The sequence below is a fragment of the Umezawaea beigongshangensis genome, assembly GCF_016464305.1.
Classification (GTDB): domain Bacteria; phylum Actinomycetota; class Actinomycetes; order Mycobacteriales; family Pseudonocardiaceae; genus Umezawaea_A; species Umezawaea_A beigongshangensis.
This window is the reverse complement of record NZ_JAEIOJ010000001.1, coordinates 630,127-649,012: the sequence shown is the minus strand read 5'-3', so window position 1 is coordinate 649,012 and position 18,886 is coordinate 630,127. Positions and strand designations below refer to the sequence as shown.

Below are 18,886 nucleotides of genomic sequence, written 5' to 3'. Positions count from 1 at the left end.
GGTGTCGGGAGACGAACCGATCAAGGTCGCGCTGCTGGGCTGCGGCACGGTCGGCACGGAGGTCGTCCGGCTGCTGACCGACCAGGCCGGTGACCTGACGGCGCGTGTGGGAGCGCCCGTGGAGCTGACCGGCATCGCCGTGCGCAGGCCGAACAAGCACCGCGAGGTGCCCGAGGAGCTGCTCACCACCGACGCCGTCGCCCTGGTCGACTCCGACGTGGACGTGGTCGTGGAGGTCATCGGCGGCATCGAGCCCGCCAGGACGCTGCTGCTGCGGGCGCTGCGCGCCGGCAAGTCCGTCGTCACGGCGAACAAGGCGCTGCTCGCGGAGCACTCCGCCGAGCTGTCCGAGGCGGCCGACGCCTCCGGGGCCGACCTGTACTTCGAGGCGGCGGTGGCGGGCGCGATCCCGCTGCTGCGCCCGCTGCGCGAGTCCCTCGCCGGTGACCGCATCACCAGGGTGATGGGCATCGTCAACGGCACCACGAACTTCATCCTCTCCGCGATGGACTCCACCGGGGCCGGGTACTCCGAGACCCTGGAGGAGGCCAGCAGGCTGGGCTACGCCGAGGCGGACCCGACGGCGGACGTCGACGGGTACGACGCCGCGTCCAAGGCCGCGATCCTGGCCTCGCTCGCGTTCCACACCAGGGTCACCGCCTCCGACGTGCACCGCGAGGGCATCTCGGCGGTCAGCGCGGCCGACATCGCCGCCGCGAAGGGGCTGGGCCGCACGGTCAAGCTCCTCGCGATCTGCGAGCGCGTCACCGACACCGCGCAGGACGGCTCGACCACCGAGTCCGTCGCCGTGCGGGTGCACCCGGCGATGATCCCGCGCAGCCACCCCCTCGCGGGTGTGGGCGGCGCGTTCAACGCCGTGTTCGTGGAGGCCGACGCCGCGGGCGAGATGATGTTCTACGGCCAGGGCGCCGGTGGCGCTCCCACCGCGAGCGCCGTCCTGGGCGACCTCGTCGCCGTGGCGCGCAACCGGGTCGTCAGCGGGCGCGGCCCGCGCGAGTCCGCCTACGCCGCGCTGCCGGTCCGGCCGATGGGCCAGACCCCCACCCGCTACCACCTCAGCCTCGACGTGGCCGACCGCGCGGGCGTCCTCGCCCAGGTCGCGGCCGTGTTCGCCGAGCACGACGTGAGCATCGCCGCGGTCCGCCAGCAGGGCCGGGTGGACGACGCCAGCCTGGTGATCGTCACCCACGCCGCCCCGGAGGCGGCACTGCGGTCCACGGTGGACAAGATCGGTGGCCTGCCCGTGGTGCGGGAGGTCGTGAGCGTGATGCGCGTCGAAGGTGAGGAACAATGACCATCCAGGCTGGTGTCCGGCCGGGCTGGCCCGGGATCGTGCACGCCTACGCGGACCGCATCCCCCTGCCGGACGGCGCGCGCGTCGTGACCCTGCACGAGGGCGGGACCCCGCTGGTCGAGGCGGAGCACCTGTCCGAGCTGACCGGGTGCCGGGTGTACGTGAAGGTGGAGGGCGCGAACCCCACCGGCTCGTTCAAGGACCGCGGTATGACCGTGGCCATGACCCACGCGCTGGCCAGCGGCATCCAGGCGGTGATCTGCGCCTCCACCGGCAACACCTCGGCCTCCGCCGCCGCCTACGCCGCCAAGGCCGGTCTGACCGCCGCGGTGCTCGTGCCGCGCGGCAAGATCGCCCTGGGCAAGCTCGCGCAGGCCGTGTCGCACGGCGCGAAGATCCTCCAGATCGACGGCAACTTCGACGACTGCCTCGAACTGGCCCGCAAGACCTCGGCCGAGTACCCGGTGACCCTGGTGAACTCGGTCAACCCGGTGCGGCTGATCGGCCAGAAGACGGCCGCGTGGGAGATCTGCGACGTGCTGGGCCGCGCGCCCGACGTGCACTGCCTGCCCGTGGGCAACGCGGGCAACATCACCGCGTACTGGCGCGGTTACTCCGACTACGCCGCCGACGGCCTCGTGGACGCGGCGCCGCGCATGTTCGGCTTCCAGGCCGCGGGCGCGGCGCCGCTGGTGCTGGGCCGTCCGGTCTCGGAGCCGGAGACGATCGCCACGGCCATCCGCGTCGGCAGCCCCGCCTCCTGGACCGGCGCCGTGACGGCGCAGCAGGAGTCGGGCGGCCTGTTCGAGAGCGTGACCGACGAGAAGATCCTGGAGGCGTACCGGCTGCTCGCCTCCCGCGAGGGGATCTTCGTGGAGCCCGCCTCCGCGACGAGCGTCGCCGGTCTGCTGGCCACGGCGGCCGACGGACGCCTGCCGAAGGGCTCGACGGTCGTGTGCACGGTCACCGGCCACGGCCTGAAGGACCCGGACACCGCCCTGCTGGAGGTGCCGGAGTTCGCCCCGGTGCCGGTGGACCCGACCGCGGTGGCCGCGGCGCTGGACCTGTCGTGACCGATCGGTCGCGAACCCGTTGAGCTGGAACGAGACATGAACGGCGTCAGAGTCACCGTCCCCGCCTCCACGGCGAACCTCGGCTCCGGGTTCGACGCCCTCGGCATGGCGCTGGCCGTGCACGACGTCGTCGACGTGCGCCTGGTCGGCCACGGCCTGCGCGTGCACGTGGAGGGCGAGGGCGCGCGGGACGTGCCGACGGACGAGAGCCACCTCGTCGTGCGGGCGTTCCGCGCGGCGTGCGCGCGACTGGACCTCTCCGTGCCCGGTCTGTCGCTGGAGTGCCGCAACGCCATACCGCACTCGCGCGGCCTCGGGTCCTCCGCCGCCGCCGCGGTGGCGGGCGTGGTCGCCGCGCACGCCCTCGCGGGCGTCGAGCCGGGAGCGGCGGCGCTCCAGCTCGCGGCCGAGTTCGAGGGGCACGCCGACAACGCGGCGGCCAGTCTGCTGGGCGGGCTCGTGGTGGCCTGGTCGGACGGGGCGGACCACCACGCCGTCCGGCTCGACCCCCACCCCGACCTGCGGCCCGTCGTGCTGGTCCCGACGCACGAGTCGTCGACGAAGACCACTCGCGGACTTCTCCCGCCGACCGTCCCGCACGCCGACGCGGCCTTCGCCGCCGGGCGCGCGGCGCTGGCCGTGCACGCGCTGACCCGCGACCCCTCGCACCTGCTGGCGGCCACCGAGGACCGGTTGCACCAGCACTACCGGGAACCCGCGTGGCCCGCCACCGTCCGGGTGGTCGAGGAGCTGAGGGCGGCCGGGGTGCCGGCGGCGGTCTCGGGCGCCGGGCCCACCGTGCTGGCCCTCCCGCGCGGCGGGGAGCTGCCCCCCGGACTCGACCTGAGCGAGTTCGAGGTGCGGTCCGTGCCGGTCGACGTCGAGGGCGTGCGGGTGCGTCCGCTCGGGTGAGCGCGACTCGCCCGTTCGGCCTGCGCGGACCTCTCCCCGCACGCTCCGGGAGAGCGGACCGGAACGCCGGGGCGAGGCGGCTCGCCGTGAGAAGCGCGACGCGCTGGCACCCGGTTGTTGCACCTGGAGGAAGCGGCGTCTACCCTCGGGGGCGATCAGTCACCGCGCGCACGGGCGCCGGTGCCGCGCCCGGACACTCGTTCCGGGTCGCATTCCTTCAGTCAGTGGACCCCGTGCCGCGAGGGCGGGGTCAGGGCTGAGAGGCACCCGATCGCCGTGTGATCTGAGAAGTCCCGTGCCGGTGGTACCCGCCGCCCCAGCGCTACCAGCGCCGTCGGCGAGGGCCGCCTTCACCGGACGAACTGCTGGTCCGCATTCCGTCGGCCAGCAGGTCCGCTGGGCCGCGTAGGAGGCGAGGCCCGGTCAGGAAGGACATGTGTGAGCAACACCGATCTGCTGAGCGGCGACATCGTCTCCGCTCCCGATGCCGCTGCCAGTTCCGGAGCTGAGGAGACCGCTCTGTCCACCCCTTCCAACGGCAGCTCCCCGCGCAAGCGCGCGGGCCTGTCCGGCATGGTGCTCGCCGAACTGCGCGAGCTCGCCGGCCAACTCGGCATCACCGTCAACGCGGGCATGCGCAAGGGCGATCTGATCGCCGCGATCAAGGAGCGGCAGGGCGGTACCTCCGGTCGGGGCACTGCCGCGACGCCGCCGGTCGCCAAGACCGAGCAGCCCGCTCCCGCCGCGCGCAAGGCCGCCGAGAAGCCTGCCGCGTCCGCCGAGGCCCCGGCCGAGAAGCCGGCGCAGCAGCAGCTCGACGTGGCGGAGCGTCCCGCCGAGTCCGGCGACCGCTCGACCGGCACCGAGGAGGAGGGTGGCCGCCGCAACAGCCGGCGTCGCCGTTCTTCCAGCCGTGCCGCGGGCAGTCCCGAGGCCGGTGGTGACACCCAGACCGCCGAGCGTCCCCAGCAGGACCGCCAGCAGGCCGAGCGTCCCCAGGGCGAGCGTGCCCAGGGCGACCGTCAGCAGGGCGACCGTCAGCAGGGCGAGCGTGCCCAGGGCGACCGCCAGCAGGAGCGCGGCGAGCGCCAGGAGCGCGGCAACCGGGGCGAGCGCGGTGACCGGGGCGAGCGCGGTGACCGGGGCGAGCGCGGTGACCGGAGCGAGCGCGGTCAGGGTCGCGGTCGTCAGAACGACCGCCAGAACGACCGGCAGAACGCCCCGGTCGAGGACGACGACGACGAGGCCGGTGGCCGTCGCGGTCGCCGCTTCCGGGACCGCCGCCGCCGCGGTGGCCGCGGTGAGGGCGGTGTGGTCAACCCCGACACCGAGGTGCGGGACGACGACGTCCTGCTGCCCGTCGCGGGCATCCTGGACGTCCTGGAGAACTACGCGTTCGTCCGCACGTCCGGCTACCTCGCCGGTCCGAACGACGTCTACGTGTCGTTGTCGCTGGTCCGCAAGTACGGCCTGCGCCGCGGTGACGCCATCTCGGGCGCCGTGCGCCAGCCGCGCGACGGCGAGCAGCAGCGGCAGAAGTTCAACCCGCTGGTCAGGGTGGACAGCATCAACGGGCTCGCGCCCGACGAGGTGCGCAACCGGCCCGAGTTCACCAAGCTGACGCCGCTCTACCCGAACGAGCGTCTGCGCCTGGAGACCGAGTCGCACATCCTCACCACGCGCGTCATCGACCTGGTGATGCCGATCGGCAAGGGGCAGCGCGCGCTCATCGTGTCGCCCCCGAAGGCCGGCAAGACCTCGGTGCTGCAGTCGATCGCGAACGCGATCACGACGAACAACCCCGAGTGCCACCTCATGGTCGTGCTGGTCGACGAGCGGCCGGAAGAGGTCACCGACATGCAGCGCTCGGTGAAGGGAGAGGTCATCGCCTCGACCTTCGACCGTCCGCCGGGCGACCACACCACTGTGGCCGAACTGTCCATCGAGCGGGCCAAGCGCCTGGTCGAGATGGGTCACGACGTGGTCGTGCTGCTCGACTCGATCACCCGGCTGGGGCGTGCCTACAACCTGGCCGCGCCCGCGTCGGGCCGCATCCTGTCCGGTGGTGTCGACTCGACGGCGCTGTACCCGCCGAAGCGCTTCCTGGGTGCCGCGCGCAACATCGAGAACGGTGGATCGCTGACCATCTTCGCCACGGCGCTGGTGGAGACCGGTTCGACGATGGACACGGTGATCTTCGAGGAGTTCAAGGGCACCGGCAACGCCGAGCTCAAGCTCGACCGCAAGATCGCCGACAAGCGCACCTTCCCCGCGGTGGACGTCGACCCGTCCGGCACCCGCAAGGAGGAGCTGCTCCTGTCGCCCGACGAGCTGGCGGTCATGCACAAGCTCCGCCGCGTGCTGCACGCGCTCGACAGCCAGCAGGCCATCGACCTGCTGCTGGACCGGCTCCGCAAGAGCCGGACCAACATCGAGTTCCTGATGCAGGTCGCGAAGACCACCCCGGGTTCCGACAACGACTGAGTCGTCGGCACCCGCGCGAGAGGCCCCCGCTCCGACTTCGGAGCGGGGGCCTCTCGCGCTCGTCGTTCTTCGCGGTTCGCGCTGGTCAGCAGCTCGTGGAGGTGAAGTCGAGGTCGCGGTGACCGGCCGCCGCTAGTTCCTCGGTGCGCCGCCGTTCCACGACGTACTGGCGGACGAGCCACCCGGTCGCGGGGAGCCCGAGCGCGACGACCGCGAGGACGGGCACCTCGACCCCGCCCGCGAGGACGCCGACGGCCAGGACGGCGGCGGGGTAGGGCCAGCGCAGCCACCGGCGCTGTCGCGACGACGACCAGCACACCGTCGCGCCCGCCGCGGCGGTGACGGCCGTGGCGGCGCCGAAGACGGGGGTGGAGAGCGCGATCTGCGAGTCGGACACGCCGATCAGCAGGCCGGCGAGCCCCGTGAGGCCCAGCACGGCGCCGACGAACAGGAACGGCACGCCCAGCCAGGTGGTGGGCCTCAGCGGTCGCCCTGCAACGCACAGCACCCGGACAGTGTGCAGACCGGGGGTCAACCATTCAGGCTGAAGTTGCCGAACGGGTGAATACAGCGCCGAACGGCCAGCGGTCGACGACGAGCGGCACGGTTGCACGTGACCGCTGTCACCCGGAATGTTCCGAGCGGTCACCGTGTTGAGGGGGAGGTCAGGGCATCTGGCAGACTGACTAGTCGAGTCCGGCTCCGGTTCACCTCGCGGACCAGCGGGGATCCGGCGGCCACACAGTCGAGAGGGACAAGACGTTGAAGACTGGCATCCACCCCGAGTACGCGACCGCCGAGGTCACCTGCAGCTGCGGCAACGCGTTCACCACGCGCAGCACCAAGTCCGGTGCCATCCGCGTCGAGATGTGCTCCAACTGCCACCCGTTCTACACGGGCAAGCAGCGGATCCTCGACACCGGTGGCCGCGTGGCCCGCTTCGAGGCTCGCTACGGCAAGCGCAACAAGTGAACTAGCGTCGCCCACGGCGTCCGCCCGAGCCCCCGTGCTCGGTCGGGCGCCGTTGTCGTGTGCGCACCGACTCCCGTCACCGATCGAGCACCGGAGAGACCGTGAGCAAGCCGTTGGACGCCCTGCTGCAGGAGCACGCGGAGCTGGAGCGCCGGCTCTCCGACCCCTCCGTGCACGCCGACCAGGTCGGTGCCCGCAAGCTGGGCAAGCGCTACGCCGAGCTGACGCCGGTGGTGAAGACCGTGCGGGAGATCGAGCAGGCCGAGGAGGACCTCGGGGCCGCGCGCGAGCTGGCGCGGGAGGACGAGGCGTTCGCGCGCGAGGCCGAGGAGCTGGCCGTGCGGCTGCCCGTGCTGCGGACGAAGCTCGACGAGCTGCTGCTGCCGCGCGACCCGCACGACTCCGCCGACGTCGTGCTGGAGATCAAGTCCGGTGAGGGCGGCGAGGAGTCCGCGCTGTTCGCGGGCGACCTGCTGCGCATGTACCTGCGCTACGCCGAGCGCCGCGGCTGGCGGGCCGAGGTGCTCGACGGCACCGACTCCGACCTGGGCGGGTTCAAGGACGTCACGGTGTCCATCAAGGGGCGCGGCGACGAGCCGGACGGCGTGTGGGCGCGGATGAAGTTCGAGGGCGGTGTGCACCGCGTGCAGCGCGTGCCCGTCACCGAGTCGCAGGGCCGCATCCACACCTCCGCCGCCGGTGTCCTGGTCTTCCCGGAGGCCGAGGACGTCGAGGTCGAGATCGACGAGAACGACCTGCGCGTCGACGTGTTCCGCTCGTCGGGCAAGGGCGGGCAGAGCGTCAACACGACCGACTCGGCCGTGCGCATCACCCACCTGCCCAGCGGCATCGTCGTGTCGTGCCAGAACGAGCGCAGCCAGTTGCAGAACAAGGCGCGCGCGATGGTCGTGCTGAAGTCCCGGCTGACGGCGCTGGCCGAGGAGGAGGCGCAGCAGGAGGCGTCGGCCGCCCGGCGCAGCCAGATCCGCACCGTGGACCGCTCCGAGCGCGTCCGGACCTACAACTTCCCCGAGAGCCGCATCTCCGACCACCGGGTGGGGTACAAAGCGCATAACCTCGATGCCGTGCTCGACGGAGACCTGGACGGCGTGCTGGACGCGCTGGCCGAGGCGGATCGGGCGGAGCGTCTGGCCGGGCAGTGATCACGTCAGGGGGAGTTCGCAGTGGCTGAGATCCTGGTTGCACCGCGGAACGCCCCTCTGGACCGGACGCTGGACGTCCGGCTCACCGGCCTGCCGCCGGACGCGGCCGTGGTCGTCCGGGCGACCGCGGACGACGCGTTCGGCCGGAGCCTGCTCTCCGAGGGCGTCTTCCGCTCCGACGAGCGCGGTGTGGTCGACCTCACCCGGCACGCTCCGGTGCGCGGGAGCTGGTCGGGCGTCGACGCGAGCGGTCTGTTCTGGTCGATGGTCCCGTCGGGCCGCGCGGGCGACTCCGGTGGCCGCAAGGGCAAGCTCCCACCGGTCGTGACCACCATCACCGGTGAGGTCGACGGCAAGACCGTGGCCGAGACCGTGGTCGATCGGCTGCGCCTGCCGGAGAACGTGCAGCGCACGAAGATCCGGGAGAACGGTCTGGTCGGCACGCTGTTCTCCCCGCGCAAGGGCGGTCCGCGACCCGGCGTGCTGCTGCTCGGCGGGTCGGAGGGCGGGCTGCACGAGCTGGACGCCGCCCTGCTGGCCGGGCACGGCTTCACCGTCCTGGCACTGGCCTACTTCGGCACCAAGGGCCTGCCGGAGCACCTCGTGGACGTTCCGCTGGAGTACTTCGGCGACGCCGTGGACCTCCTGGACGAGCGGTGCACGTCGGTCGGCGTCCTCGGCGGATCGCGCGGCGGCGAGGCCGCCCTGCTGATCGCCGCGACGTACCCGCAGGTCACGGCGGTGGCGAGCGTGGTCGGCAGCGGTGTCGTCACGCAGGGCATCCCGGCCGGTGCCACCCTGCTGAGCATCCTGTCCACCGAGTCCGCGTCCTGGACCCACGGCGGCGAGGCGCTGCCGTACCTGCCCTACTCGGTGCCGGAGGAGCTGCGGCACGGTGTCGTGCAGGGCGATCCGATCCCGCTGGGCCTCGCGTTCGACCTGTCCGACGGCGTGCCGGAGGACGTGGAGATCCCGGTGGAGCGGATCAACGGCGCGGTGCTGCTGATCTCCGGCGAGCAGGACGCGTCGTGGCCGAGCGCGGAGCTGAGCAGGGTCGCCGAGCGCAGGCTCGCCGAGCACGACCACCCCCACCGGCACGAGCACGTCAGCTATCCCGGCGCAGGTCACCTGATCGCCGGCCCGCCGTTCCGGCCGACCACCGAGGTCGAGATCCCCGGTCCCGGCGTGACCTTCTTCACCGGTGGCACTCCCGCGGCCAACGCCGCAGCTCAGGCCGACGCCTGGCAGAGGATCGTCCGGTTCTTCTCCGCGGAGCTCGCGGCATAGTCTTGATGCATGAGCACACACTTTGACGTCGTGGTCCTGGGTGCGGGACCGGGCGGGTACGTCGCCGCGATCCGGTCGGCCCAGCTCGGTCTGAAGGTCGCCGTCGTCGAGGAGAAGTACTGGGGCGGGGTCTGCCTGAACGTGGGCTGCATCCCGTCGAAGGCCCTGCTGCGCAACGCCGAGCTGGCGCACCTGTTCACGCACGAGCAGAAGACCTTCGGCATCGAGGTCGAGGGAACGGTCACGTTCAACTTCGCCGCCGCCGTGCAGCGCAGCCGCAAGGTCGCGGACGGGCGCGTCAAGGGCGTGCACTTCCTGATGAAGAAGAACAAGATCACCGAGCTGCAGGGGCGCGGCACGTTCACCGACGACCGCACGATGGAGGTCGCCCTGAACGACGGCGGCACCGAGACGGTGACGTTCGACCACGCGATCATCGCCGCGGGCTCGACCACGAGGCTGCTGCCCGGCACGTCGCTGTCCGACCGGGTCGTGACCTACGAGGAGCAGATCCTCACCGAGGACCTCCCCGAGAGCATCGTCATCGCCGGTGCGGGCGCGATCGGCGTCGAGTTCGCCTACGTGCTGCACAACTACGGCGTGAAGGTCACCATCGTCGAGTTCCTCGACCGGCCGGTGCCGCTGGAGGACGTCGAGGTGTCCACCGAGCTGGCCAAGCGCTACAAGCGGCTCGGCATCGACATCCGCACCTCCACCCGCGTCGAGTCGATCGACGACTCCGGCGACAAGGTGCGGGTCACCGTCTCCAAGGACGGGAAGCAGGAGGTCATCGAGACCGACAAGGTCATGCAGGCCATCGGCTTCCAGCCGCGCGTCGAGGGCTACGGCCTGGAGAACACCGGCGTGAAGCTGACCGAGCGCGGCGCGATCGACGTCGACTCCCGGTTCCGCACGAGCGTGCCGCACATCTTCGCCATCGGCGACGTCACCGCGAAGCTGATGCTCGCGCACGCCGCCGAGCAGATGGGCGTCGTCGCGGCCGAGACGATCGGCGACGCGGAGACCGTGGAGATCGACTTCCGGATGGTCCCGCGCGCCACGTTCTGCCAGCCGCAGATCGCGAGCTTCGGCCTCACCGAGGCGCAGGCGCGCGAGGAGGGCTACGACGTGAAGGTCGCGAAGTTCCCCTTCACCGCGAACGGCAAGGCCCCCGGCATCGGCGACACGACCGGTTTCGTGAAGCTGATCAGCGACAACACCCACGGCGAGCTGCTGGGCGGGCACCTGATCGGTCCCGACGTGACCGAGCTGCTGCCCGAGCTGACGCTGGCTCAGCAGTGGGACCTGACCGCCCACGAGGTCGCGCGCAACATCCACGCGCACCCCACGCTGGGCGAGGCCGTCAAGGAGGCCGTGCACGGCCTCGCGGGTCACATGATCAACCTGTAGTCGAGCGGACGAGCCGCGTTCCGGCACCGGGACGCGGCTCGTACCATCCGGGGATGATCCGACAGCCGCTGCGCCCGGCCGTCCTCGAAGCGGAGCGCCTGCTCGCCGAGGCCGGCGTGGACAGCCCGCGCGCCGACGCCGAACTGCTCGCCGCCCACGTGCTGGGCGTGCAGCGCGGCCGGTTGCCGCTCGTTCCGGGCATCGACGAGTCCGGAGCCGAGCGGCTGCGCGACCTGGTGCGCCAGCGCGCCGGGCGCGTCCCGCTCCAGCACATCCTGGGCTGGGCCCCGATGGGCGCGATCACCGTGGCCGTGGGGCCCGGCGTGTTCGTCCCGCGCCCGGAGACCGAGCTGCTGGCGGAGTGGGGCCTGGCGCGGCTGAGGGGCGTGCGCGCCCCGGTGGTCGTGGACCTGTGCACCGGCTCGGGCGTGCTGGCGCTGACCCTGGCCAACGCCCGGCCCGACGCCGTCGTGCACGCCGTGGAGCGCGACGACGCCGCGCTGTCCTGGGCCCGCCGCAACGCCGAGTCCCGCGCCGGCCACGGCGACACCCCCGTCCGGCTGCACCGGGGCGACGTCACCGACCCGGCGCTGCTGACCGAGCTGGACGGCGCCGTCGACCTGGTGGTGTGCAATCCGCCCTACGTGCCCGACAGCACCCCCGTGCAGCCCGAGGTGGCCGACCACGACCCCCGCGCGGCCGTCTTCGGCGGCCCGGACGGCCTGGACGTGATCCGCCACGTGGTCGCCCTGGCGGCCCGCCTCCTGCGCCAGGGGGGCCACCTGGCCGTGGAGCACGACGACACCCAGGGCGAGTCCGTCCCGGCTCTCCTGCGCGCGAGCGGCGCCTACGAGGACGTGCGGGACCACGAGGACCTGGCGAACCGCCCCCGCTACGCGACGGCCCGCCGCGAGTTGAGCGTTCAGGCACCCCGAGTTGAGCGTTCGGGCACGACGAGTTGAGCGTTCGGGCACGGTGAGCCGAGCGTCCAGCTCGTCAGCCCCGGATCACCGAGGCGATCTTCTCCGCCAGTTCGGCCACGTTCGTGCTGACGGCGAGCGCGCCCACCAGCTTCTTCGTCAACTTGCCCATCAGGTGATCCGCGACCTCACCGGAGGGCTCGTCCGCGCGCATCTCCTCGGCCAGGTCGTCCACGACCTCCAGCGCGGAGTCCTGTCCTGGCGTGGCAGGGGCCTTGGCCGCGATCTCCGTGCGCAGTGCTGCGACGAGGTCCAGCACCTCCTGCCGGTCGGGCGGCGCACCACCGGCCGTCACGTCACCCACCCGGTTCCCGTCGCCGATGAAGGTGTTGCCGACGACACCCCCGCCGATCGAGATGCCCGGTTCGGCTCGTCCTCCGCGGTTCACGTGCTCACCTCTTCTTCCTGCTCGTGGCCCGGCCGACCGGGCCGACGCGGTTCTCGTCGCCCATGAACACGTTTCCGGTGACGGGGCCCTCGATGTGGATGTTCTTGCTGACGACCTGCTGCGCCTGGGACATGAACTCGGTGACGGAGATGCCGTGCTCCTCCAGGAAGCGACCGGTGGCCCGCAGCACCCGCGTCTCCAGCACCTTCACGTAGCGCTCCAGGTCGGTTCGCTGGAAGTAGTTCTCCACGTCGTCGTCGGAGGCCATCTCGCGCACGCTGCGGAGTGCTCCGTACTTGGCGGGCAGCAGCACGCCGGGCCGCTGCGGCAGTGGTGTGATCCGCGCGAAGGCCGAGACCACGCGCTCGACCAGGGAGACGGGCACCTGGAGCAGGTCGGCGAGCCCGTCCGCGACGGGGCGCAGGGCGCCGGACGGCTGCTGGTCGATCTGCTGGTATCGGCGCTTCAGGGGCAGCAGCACGCACGGCGTCCACTCCACGTAGAGCGTGCCCGCGTCGACCCCGAGGTGCAGGTACACCGAGATCACGAGGTTGCGGTCCCACGTCTCGACCTGGAAGCAGCGGAAGTAGCGCATCCACTCCAGCGGCTGCTCCAGCAGTTCACCGGCCCTGTCCCGCTCGACGGCCGCGCGCGGCCTGCGCTGCGTGTCGGGCAGCACGTGGACCGTCGCCGGATCGTCGATGCGTTCGACGAGGGCGTGCGCCGGGACGACGACGCGCTCGAACACCGTCAGCTCGCCGAAGCGGTTGCCCGGTGACAGCGAGGAGCGGTTCCGCAGCCCTCGCAGGTCGTCCTCCAGCGCGTCGTAGAGCTCGTCGACCGCGAAGCCCCGCACGTCGCGGCGACTCGCCCGTTCACCGGACGGATCGAGCGGGAAGGCGAGCGACCACGGCTGGTAGATCGGACCGGCGCCGACGAACGGGTGAAAACCCCGGTGCACGACGAGGGCCACGGGTCCACGACGCGCGGTGTCGGACGACGTGCTGCCACCCGCCGGGTGGTGCGCCAGCTCGTCGCGGTACCGGCCGTGCCCGAGTCGGCGCACCCACCACTCGCCCTGCCACAGGTCCTCTCCCGGCAGATGCGTGAAGTTCCCCCTGCTGAAGCTCCTCGTCGCCAGGTTCCACACGACGAGACGGTCGGCCAGCACCACACCGGCGACCGCCAGGAACAGGACGGTCGCGACGATCGCCGCGGTGTCGAGCACGGGACCGTCGACCACCCGCCCCGTGCGGGGGTCGTACACCAGGTCGCTCGCGTCCGGACCGAGCGCCTGGAACAGCAGCGGCAGCACGACGGTGAGCACCACCACCAGCAGCACCAGCAGGACGACACCCCGGACCACGACCGCGTTGCCGCTCGGCGCCCGCTCGGCGGCGCGCTCCGACAACTGCGCCGCGCCGACCACCAGGGCCACTGCGAACCACAGAACGGCGAACGGCGGAGAGGCCCACGCGAACGCGGCGAACAGCACCACCACGACCGCGTCGACCGACCTGCGCCTGATCCGGGCGGCCACGGCTTCGCGGAGCACCGCACCGAGGTCCACCCCCGGTGACGGCGTGATCGCCCTCGTCGGTTCGCTGAGGTACTCGCGGACCAGGGCGTCGGCGAAGTCGGGGTCGGAGTGCGCGGCCGCGCACAGGTACCGGGTCGTCTCGTCCCGCTGCACCGGAGCGTGCGGTCGCGGGCGCGTCGTGCGAGGTTCGGTCATGATCTCTGCTGCTCCCGCTCGGTCACGGTGTGGCGTGAGCTGTCACGACGTCGAAGACGTCCCGCATCTCCGGCCAGTCCTGAGGAGTGCTCGACGCGTAGACGATGTATTCGATTCCGCTTCTCACCCAGTACAGCGCGATGACCCGCCGCGGACCGCTGGACGACGAGAACCGGTACTCCCACTCGACTGCGGGTGTTCCGTGGAAATAAGTTTCGCGAAGAGTCGCGAGTTCGTAGCCGGAACTGTTCGCGCTGTGCCCGGCATGGGCGTCCTCGATTCGCGCCAACAGAGCCGGGGCGCCTTCCGGCGGGGCTCCTCCGAACCTGATCTCCCGTTCGGGCACGGCCGGATCGGTGGCCACGAACGTCGTGCGGACCGCTCCCCGAGTCGTCGTCCACCCCGACGGCAGCACGAGGCTCAGTCCGTTCGGACCGTTGGTGGAGGTGAACCCGGTGGACCCCGCTGCCGCAGTCGCGGGCGAGGACGTCGTGGTCACCGGCCTGAGGAGGGCCGTGGTCGGCGGCTCCGCACCGCTCCCGGCCGGTGGCGCACCGCTCGGGGCGTCCACGCTCGTCGTGAGGAGCAGCATGCCGGCCGCCGCGGACAGGACGAGGTACGCCGCGGCGATCGACGAGCCCAGTGCCCGCGAGCTGAGTTGTCCTCCGCTCGCGTGCGGATTTCGGGGCGACGACATGCGCAGTACCTCCTCGGAATGGCACAGTAATCCACGAGAAGAGCGCAGGTGTCAAAACCCGGCGAAGCCCGGAGGGACAGATGACTGTCAATTGGTCGAAGGACGGACAAAGCGTTGACGCGTGGTTGGGGAGATCGGCCGAAGCGCTTTTTGCGGTTGACGCGGAAGCCGGCGAGGAGGAACTGCTCGAAGCGGCTCGGGGCTCGCTGCGCGCAGCGCTGACCGGCGACGCCGAGACGGGCGCGGCGGAGCTGCGACGTCTCGTCGCCGCCGACGACCGGCCGTCGCTGCGCCGTCACCTGGCACTGGCCCTCGTCGCTCGCTCCGCCGAGGTGCGCAGTGAGACGAGGACGGGGGAACTCGTGATCGTCACCCCGCGTCAGCTCGCCGTCTGCGCCGAGCTGGCCGACGACCTCCTCTCGCTCGGTGTGCCCGATCCGGAGATCACCGCGTTCGCGGCCGAACTGCGCGACGAGGCCGCCGCCGGCCTGCGGTGGGAGTGGACCCGCCGAGGGCCTGCCGCCGCCTTCGGCGTGGCCGCGACGGCCCTGGGAGCGCTGCCGGTCGTCCTGGGCGGCCTCCGGGGCGAACCGGGGTGGATCGCGCTCGGGTGCGCGGCCGGGACGGTCCTGCTGTTCCTGATGGTGGTCGCGGCACGCCAGCAGCGGTGGCGCGTGCGCGCCACCGCCGTCGCGCCGCTGGTGTCGCGGCCGGGTCGCTGAGCCGCGCTCCGGGCCGACGCCCTCCGGACGCCCCCGGGAGCCCCGGACGACGCCCTGTGCCAGGATCACCGGGGTGAGCACGGTCTACGACTGCAGCCAGCCGAACAACCGCACGGCCGGGCTCGCCGCCGCCGCCGGCGCGGTCCGCTCCGGACGCCTCGTCGTCCTGCCGACCGACACCGTCTACGGCCTGGGGTGCGACGCCTTCGACGCCGCCGCCGTCCGTTCCCTCCTGGCGACCAAGGGACGCGGCCCGGACATGCCCGTTCCCGTCCTCGTCGGGTCGTGGACGACCGTCGACGGCCTGGTCCTGTCGGTGCCGCGCCAGGCGCGAGCCCTCGTCGAGGCGTTCTGGCCCGGTGGCCTGTCGCTCGTCCTGCCGCACGCCCCGTCGCTGGCCTGGGACCTCGGCCGCACCAGGGGCACCGTGATGCTGCGGATGCCCCTGCACCCCGTCGCCCTCGAACTGCTCCGCGACGTCGGCCCGATGGCCGTGTCCAGCGCGAACAAGACCGGGTTGCCCCCGGCGGCCACGGCCGAGGAGGCGCGCGGCCAGCTCGGCGACGCCGTGCCCGTGTACCTCGACGGCGGCCCGTCGGGGGAGAACGTCCCCTCGACGATCGTCGACCTCACCGGCCCCGACGCGGTGGTGCTGCGCGAGGGCGCGGTGCCGCTCTCCGAGGTCTCCGAGGTCCTCGGCGTCGACGTGGAACTCGCCGGCTAGTGGATCACAGCGGCAGCGGGTCGCGAGCGCGGTGGATCATCGCGGGAGCGGTAGCGTTGACCGGGCACACCGGCGTCACCCGCACCGCTCCCGCGGACGAGCACCCGTCCGCCGCCCCGTCCGAACCCGTTGCCGCTCATCCGGCCTACCCGAGGGGTTAGCGTTCCAGCCGTGGGCCAGCTGCCTGCATCATCTGCCGTCCTCCCGGTCAGGGAGTACCTCCTCGTCTGCCTCGTGGCGGCCGTGATCACGTTCCTCCTCACCGGTCTGGTCCGCCTGCTCGCCTTCCGCATCGGCGCGGTCGCCTACCCCCGGCAGCGCGACGTGCACGTCAAGCCCATGCCCCGGATGGGCGGTCTCGCCATCTACGGCGGCGTCCTCGGCGGCATGCTGCTCGCGCACCAGCTGCCCGTGCTGCGCCGCGCGTTCGACTTCTCCGACGACCCCACGGCGGTGATGATCGCCGGCGGCGTCATCGTGCTGGTGGGAATCCTCGACGACCGGTTCGAGCTGGACTCGCTCACGAAGCTGGCCGGCCAGGTCACCGCGGCCGGACTGCTCGTGCTGTTCGGCCTGCAGTGGATGATGTTCTGGGTGCCGTGGGGCGACCAGGGCGCCGGAACGGGCTCGGTGCTGTCCCTGGACCAGAACCAGGGCGCGCTGCTGAGCGTCCTGCTGTGCGTCACGATGATCAACGCGATGAACTTCGTGGACGGCCTGGACGGGCTCGCCGCGGGCGTCGGCCTCATCGCCGCCGCGGCCACCTGCGTGTTCTCCGTGGGGCTGCTGGCGCAGAACGAGGGCGACGTCGGCGCCTACCCGCCCGCGCTCATCGCCGCCGCGCTCGCGGGCGCCTGCCTGGGCTTCCTGCCGCACAACTTCAACCCGGCGCGCATCTTCATGGGCGACTCCGGCTCGATGCTGATCGGCCTCATGCTCGCCGCGTCCACGACGTCGGCCTCGGGCAAGCTGAACTACACCAACTTCGGCGCTCGCGACGTGCTGGGCCTGCTGTCGCCGCTGCTCGTGGTCGCCGCGGTGCTGTTCGTGCCGCTGCTGGACCTGATGCTCGCCGTGGTGCGCCGGACCAGGCGCGGGGAGAGCCCGTTCTCGCCCGACAAGATGCACCTGCACCACCGGCTGCTGGAGATCGGTCACTCGCAGCGCAGGGCCGCGCTGCTCATCTACCTGTGGGCGGGCGTGCTGGCGTTCGGCGCGGTGGCGCTCACCCTGTTCGACGTGGTCGTGGTGGCGTGGTGCTTCGGCCTCGGACTGCTCCTGGCGCTGTTCGTGTCCGCCATCCCCCGGCTGCGCGAGGTGCGCCGGTAGGCCGCAGGTGCTCGAACGGTTCACTCGGTCGAGGGATGGTCCCGTTTCGGTGAACAGCGGATGAACTCGGTCCGGCGGGTGCTGCCTCCGGCTGCCGTCTGCTGCCACCCGGTGGGTTCTCCCAGGTGGGCGGCAGCGACAATGAGGGCGTGACTCGAACCCTCGACGCCGCGGCGGTCACGCGGAAGGCGTTGCGCCAGTCCCTGTTCGTCCTCGTCCCGCTGGTGGTGGTCGCGGCCGTCGTGGGCTGGTTCGTCGTGGGCCCGCCGGGACTGTGGGGCGCGCTGATCGGGGGCGCCATCGCGGGCAGCTTCCTGCTGATCACACTGGTGTCCGTGCTGCTCACGGCCAAGGCCGCGCCGACGGTCACGGGCGCCGCGATCATGGGCTCGTGGTTGCTCAAGGTGATCGTGATCATCGTGGTTCTCGCCCTGATGAAGGACTTGACGTTCTACTCCAAACCTGTTTTCGGGGTCGTCGCGATGCTCGCCATCGTGGTGGTCCTGGCCGCTGAGACGAGGGTGGTGCTCCGTGCGAAGATGCTGTACGTCGACCCCGACCCGAGTTCCAGCACTGGTCAGAGCAGTGTTGGTTAGCCCCCGTGCACAGGTGCGGGCAACACGGTTGGTAGGGTGCGCATAGATGAGTGACAAGTCAGACAAACCACCCCTAAAGGGTGAAGCGGATGGCTGGTCGATCGTCAGCACGCTGCTCGCGGGCCCCATCCTCTGGGGCGCGGTCGGCTACCTCGTGGACATGGCCACCGACGGCCGCATCTGGACTCCGATAGGGCTGTCGGTGGGTTTCGTCGCGAGTTTCTACATCGTCTATGTACGCCACGTCCGGGACTGAGGCAGTGTTCGGACGCGACTGCAGGGAGAGCACGCTGAACACCTTGGTGCTGGCCGAGGGCGGGGAGTTCCACAAGCCCTCGATCGTCGAGTTCTTCCCCTCTGCCCTGCTGTTCGAGGGCACGCCGTTCCAGATCGACCGGATCATGCTGATCCGGTTCCTGATGACGATCGTGCTCGTGGCCTTCTTCCTCGTCGCCATGCGCCGACCGAAGCTGGTCCCGCGCGGCGTGCAGAACCTGGGCGAGTACGCCCTCGACTTCGTGCGCATCCACATCGCGGAGGACATCCTCGGCAAGGAGCAGGGCCGTCGGTTCCTGCCGCTGCTGACGACGTTCTTCTTCATGATCTGGGCGATGAACCTGTCGGGCGTCATCCCGCTGCTGAACATGCCCAGCAGCGCGAAGATCGGCGTCCCGCTGGTCCTGGCGCTCCTCTCCTACGTCGTCTTCAACTACGCGGGCATCAAGGCCCAGGGCCTCGGCCCGTACCTGAAGTCGAACCTCTTCCCGCCGGGTGTCCCGAAGCCGCTCTACGTGCTGGTGACCCCGATCGAGTTCCTGTCGACGTTCCTGCTGCGGCCGTTGACTCTCACCGTGCGTCTGATGGCCAACATGCTCGCCGGCCACATGACGCTGGTGCTGTTCTTCAGCGCGGCGTGGTTCCTGATGTTCCAGGCCGGAAACCTGCTGCTCGCCCCGGTGGGGGCCGTGTCGCTCGCGATGGGCTTCGCCTTCACCCTCTTCGAGCTGCTGGTGCAGTTCCTCCAGGCCTACATCTTCACGCTGCTCACCGCCATCTACATCGACGGCGCGCTCCACGCGGAGCACTGAGACCCAGAAGT

At 71.6% G+C, this 18,886-nt stretch carries 19 protein-coding genes; 15 read left to right on the top strand and 4 right to left on the bottom strand.

What is annotated here, in order from left to right:
* Position 1: 1 nt before the first annotated feature.
* The 4 genes from IMZ35_RS03065 (at position 2) to rho (ending at position 5,784) form a co-directional block, all read left to right on the top strand.
* Complete coding sequence (locus tag IMZ35_RS03065) at positions 2–1,315, top strand: homoserine dehydrogenase (protein WP_199439287.1); 1,314 nt, start codon at positions 2–4, stop codon at positions 1,313–1,315.
* Positions 1,312–2,388, top strand: a complete 1,077-nt coding sequence (gene thrC, locus IMZ35_RS03060; protein ID WP_199439286.1) for a threonine synthase — start codon at positions 1,312–1,314, stop codon at positions 2,386–2,388. The genes IMZ35_RS03065 and thrC overlap by 4 nt, the downstream gene beginning before the upstream one ends.
* Positions 2,389–2,424: 36 nt before the next feature.
* Positions 2,425–3,300 carry a homoserine kinase gene (gene thrB / locus IMZ35_RS03055; protein ID WP_199439285.1) on the top strand — a complete coding sequence of 292 codons (876 nt, stop codon included), beginning with the start codon at positions 2,425–2,427 and terminating at the stop codon, positions 3,298–3,300.
* Positions 3,301–3,738: 438 nt separating this feature from the next.
* Positions 3,739–5,784: a transcription termination factor Rho gene (rho, locus tag IMZ35_RS03050; RefSeq protein WP_199439284.1), complete on the top strand. Its 2,046-nt coding sequence runs from the start codon at positions 3,739–3,741 to the stop codon at positions 5,782–5,784.
* Between the two features lie 85 nt (positions 5,785–5,869).
* Here the strand turns inward: rho and IMZ35_RS03045 are convergent, their stop codons facing one another.
* Positions 5,870–6,292 carry a hypothetical protein gene (locus IMZ35_RS03045; RefSeq protein ID WP_199439283.1) on the bottom strand — a complete coding sequence of 141 codons (423 nt, stop codon included), beginning with the start codon at positions 6,290–6,292 and terminating at the stop codon, positions 5,870–5,872.
* Positions 6,293–6,546: 254 nt separating this feature from the next.
* On the opposite strand from IMZ35_RS03045, the gene rpmE reads away from it, so the two are divergent.
* The 5 genes from rpmE to prmC all read left to right on the top strand — a co-directional run bounded on the left by rpmE (position 6,547) and on the right by prmC (position 11,578).
* On the top strand, positions 6,547–6,756 hold the full coding sequence (gene rpmE, locus IMZ35_RS03040; protein WP_199439282.1) for a 50S ribosomal protein L31: 210 nt from the start codon (positions 6,547–6,549) through the stop codon (positions 6,754–6,756).
* 101 nt (positions 6,757–6,857) lie between these two features.
* Complete coding sequence (prfA, locus tag IMZ35_RS03035; RefSeq protein WP_199439281.1) at positions 6,858–7,919, top strand: peptide chain release factor 1; 1,062 nt, start codon at positions 6,858–6,860, stop codon at positions 7,917–7,919.
* Between the two features lie 21 nt (positions 7,920–7,940).
* Positions 7,941–9,206, top strand: coding sequence for an acyl-CoA thioesterase/bile acid-CoA:amino acid N-acyltransferase family protein (locus IMZ35_RS03030; RefSeq protein ID WP_199439280.1), 1,266 nt, complete (start codon positions 7,941–7,943; stop codon positions 9,204–9,206).
* 9 nt (positions 9,207–9,215) lie between these two features.
* Complete coding sequence (gene lpdA / locus IMZ35_RS03025; protein WP_199439279.1) at positions 9,216–10,616, top strand: dihydrolipoyl dehydrogenase; 1,401 nt, start codon at positions 9,216–9,218, stop codon at positions 10,614–10,616.
* A gap of 53 nt (positions 10,617–10,669) precedes the next feature.
* Complete coding sequence (gene prmC, locus IMZ35_RS03020) at positions 10,670–11,578, top strand: peptide chain release factor N(5)-glutamine methyltransferase (protein WP_199439278.1); 909 nt, start codon at positions 10,670–10,672, stop codon at positions 11,576–11,578.
* A 34-nt stretch (positions 11,579–11,612) separates the two neighbouring features.
* Here the strand turns inward: prmC and IMZ35_RS03015 are convergent, their stop codons facing one another.
* The 3 genes from IMZ35_RS03015 to IMZ35_RS32380 are packed head-to-tail and all read right to left on the bottom strand — an operon-like array spanning position 11,613 to position 14,311.
* Positions 11,613–11,984 (bottom strand): hypothetical protein, encoded by a 372-nt coding sequence (locus IMZ35_RS03015; protein WP_199439277.1) that lies wholly within the window; start codon positions 11,982–11,984, stop codon positions 11,613–11,615.
* Between the two features lie 4 nt (positions 11,985–11,988).
* Positions 11,989–13,719, bottom strand: a complete 1,731-nt coding sequence (locus tag IMZ35_RS03010; RefSeq protein WP_199439276.1) for an AbeC-like domain-containing protein — start codon at positions 13,717–13,719, stop codon at positions 11,989–11,991.
* 22 nt (positions 13,720–13,741) lie between these two features.
* The gene (locus IMZ35_RS32380; RefSeq protein ID WP_498063209.1) at positions 13,742–14,311 is read right to left on the bottom strand and encodes a serine/threonine kinase C-terminal domain-containing protein; all 570 of its coding nucleotides are present in this window, start codon (positions 14,309–14,311) and stop codon (positions 13,742–13,744) included.
* A 230-nt stretch (positions 14,312–14,541) separates the two neighbouring features.
* On the opposite strand from IMZ35_RS32380, the gene IMZ35_RS03000 reads away from it, so the two are divergent.
* The 6 genes from IMZ35_RS03000 (at position 14,542) to atpB (ending at position 18,875) form a co-directional block, all read left to right on the top strand.
* Positions 14,542–15,138 carry a hypothetical protein gene (locus IMZ35_RS03000; RefSeq protein ID WP_199439274.1) on the top strand — a complete coding sequence of 199 codons (597 nt, stop codon included), beginning with the start codon at positions 14,542–14,544 and terminating at the stop codon, positions 15,136–15,138.
* Positions 15,139–15,211: 73 nt separating this feature from the next.
* Positions 15,212–15,862 carry an L-threonylcarbamoyladenylate synthase gene (locus tag IMZ35_RS02995; protein ID WP_199439273.1) on the top strand — a complete coding sequence of 217 codons (651 nt, stop codon included), beginning with the start codon at positions 15,212–15,214 and terminating at the stop codon, positions 15,860–15,862.
* Between the two features lie 171 nt (positions 15,863–16,033).
* Entirely contained in the window at positions 16,034–17,191 is a 1,158-nt protein-coding gene (locus IMZ35_RS02990) for a glycosyltransferase family 4 protein (RefSeq protein ID WP_199439272.1), read from the top strand.
* Between the two features lie 149 nt (positions 17,192–17,340).
* Entirely contained in the window at positions 17,341–17,787 is a 447-nt protein-coding gene (locus IMZ35_RS02985) for a Cg1360 family ATP-synthase-associated protein (protein ID WP_307867697.1), read from the top strand.
* 46 nt (positions 17,788–17,833) lie between these two features.
* Positions 17,834–18,043: a hypothetical protein gene (locus tag IMZ35_RS02980; protein WP_199439271.1), complete on the top strand. Its 210-nt coding sequence runs from the start codon at positions 17,834–17,836 to the stop codon at positions 18,041–18,043.
* Between the two features lie 46 nt (positions 18,044–18,089).
* Complete coding sequence (atpB, locus tag IMZ35_RS02975; RefSeq protein ID WP_307867762.1) at positions 18,090–18,875, top strand: F0F1 ATP synthase subunit A; 786 nt, start codon at positions 18,090–18,092, stop codon at positions 18,873–18,875.
* The last annotated feature ends 11 nt before the right edge of the window (positions 18,876–18,886 follow it).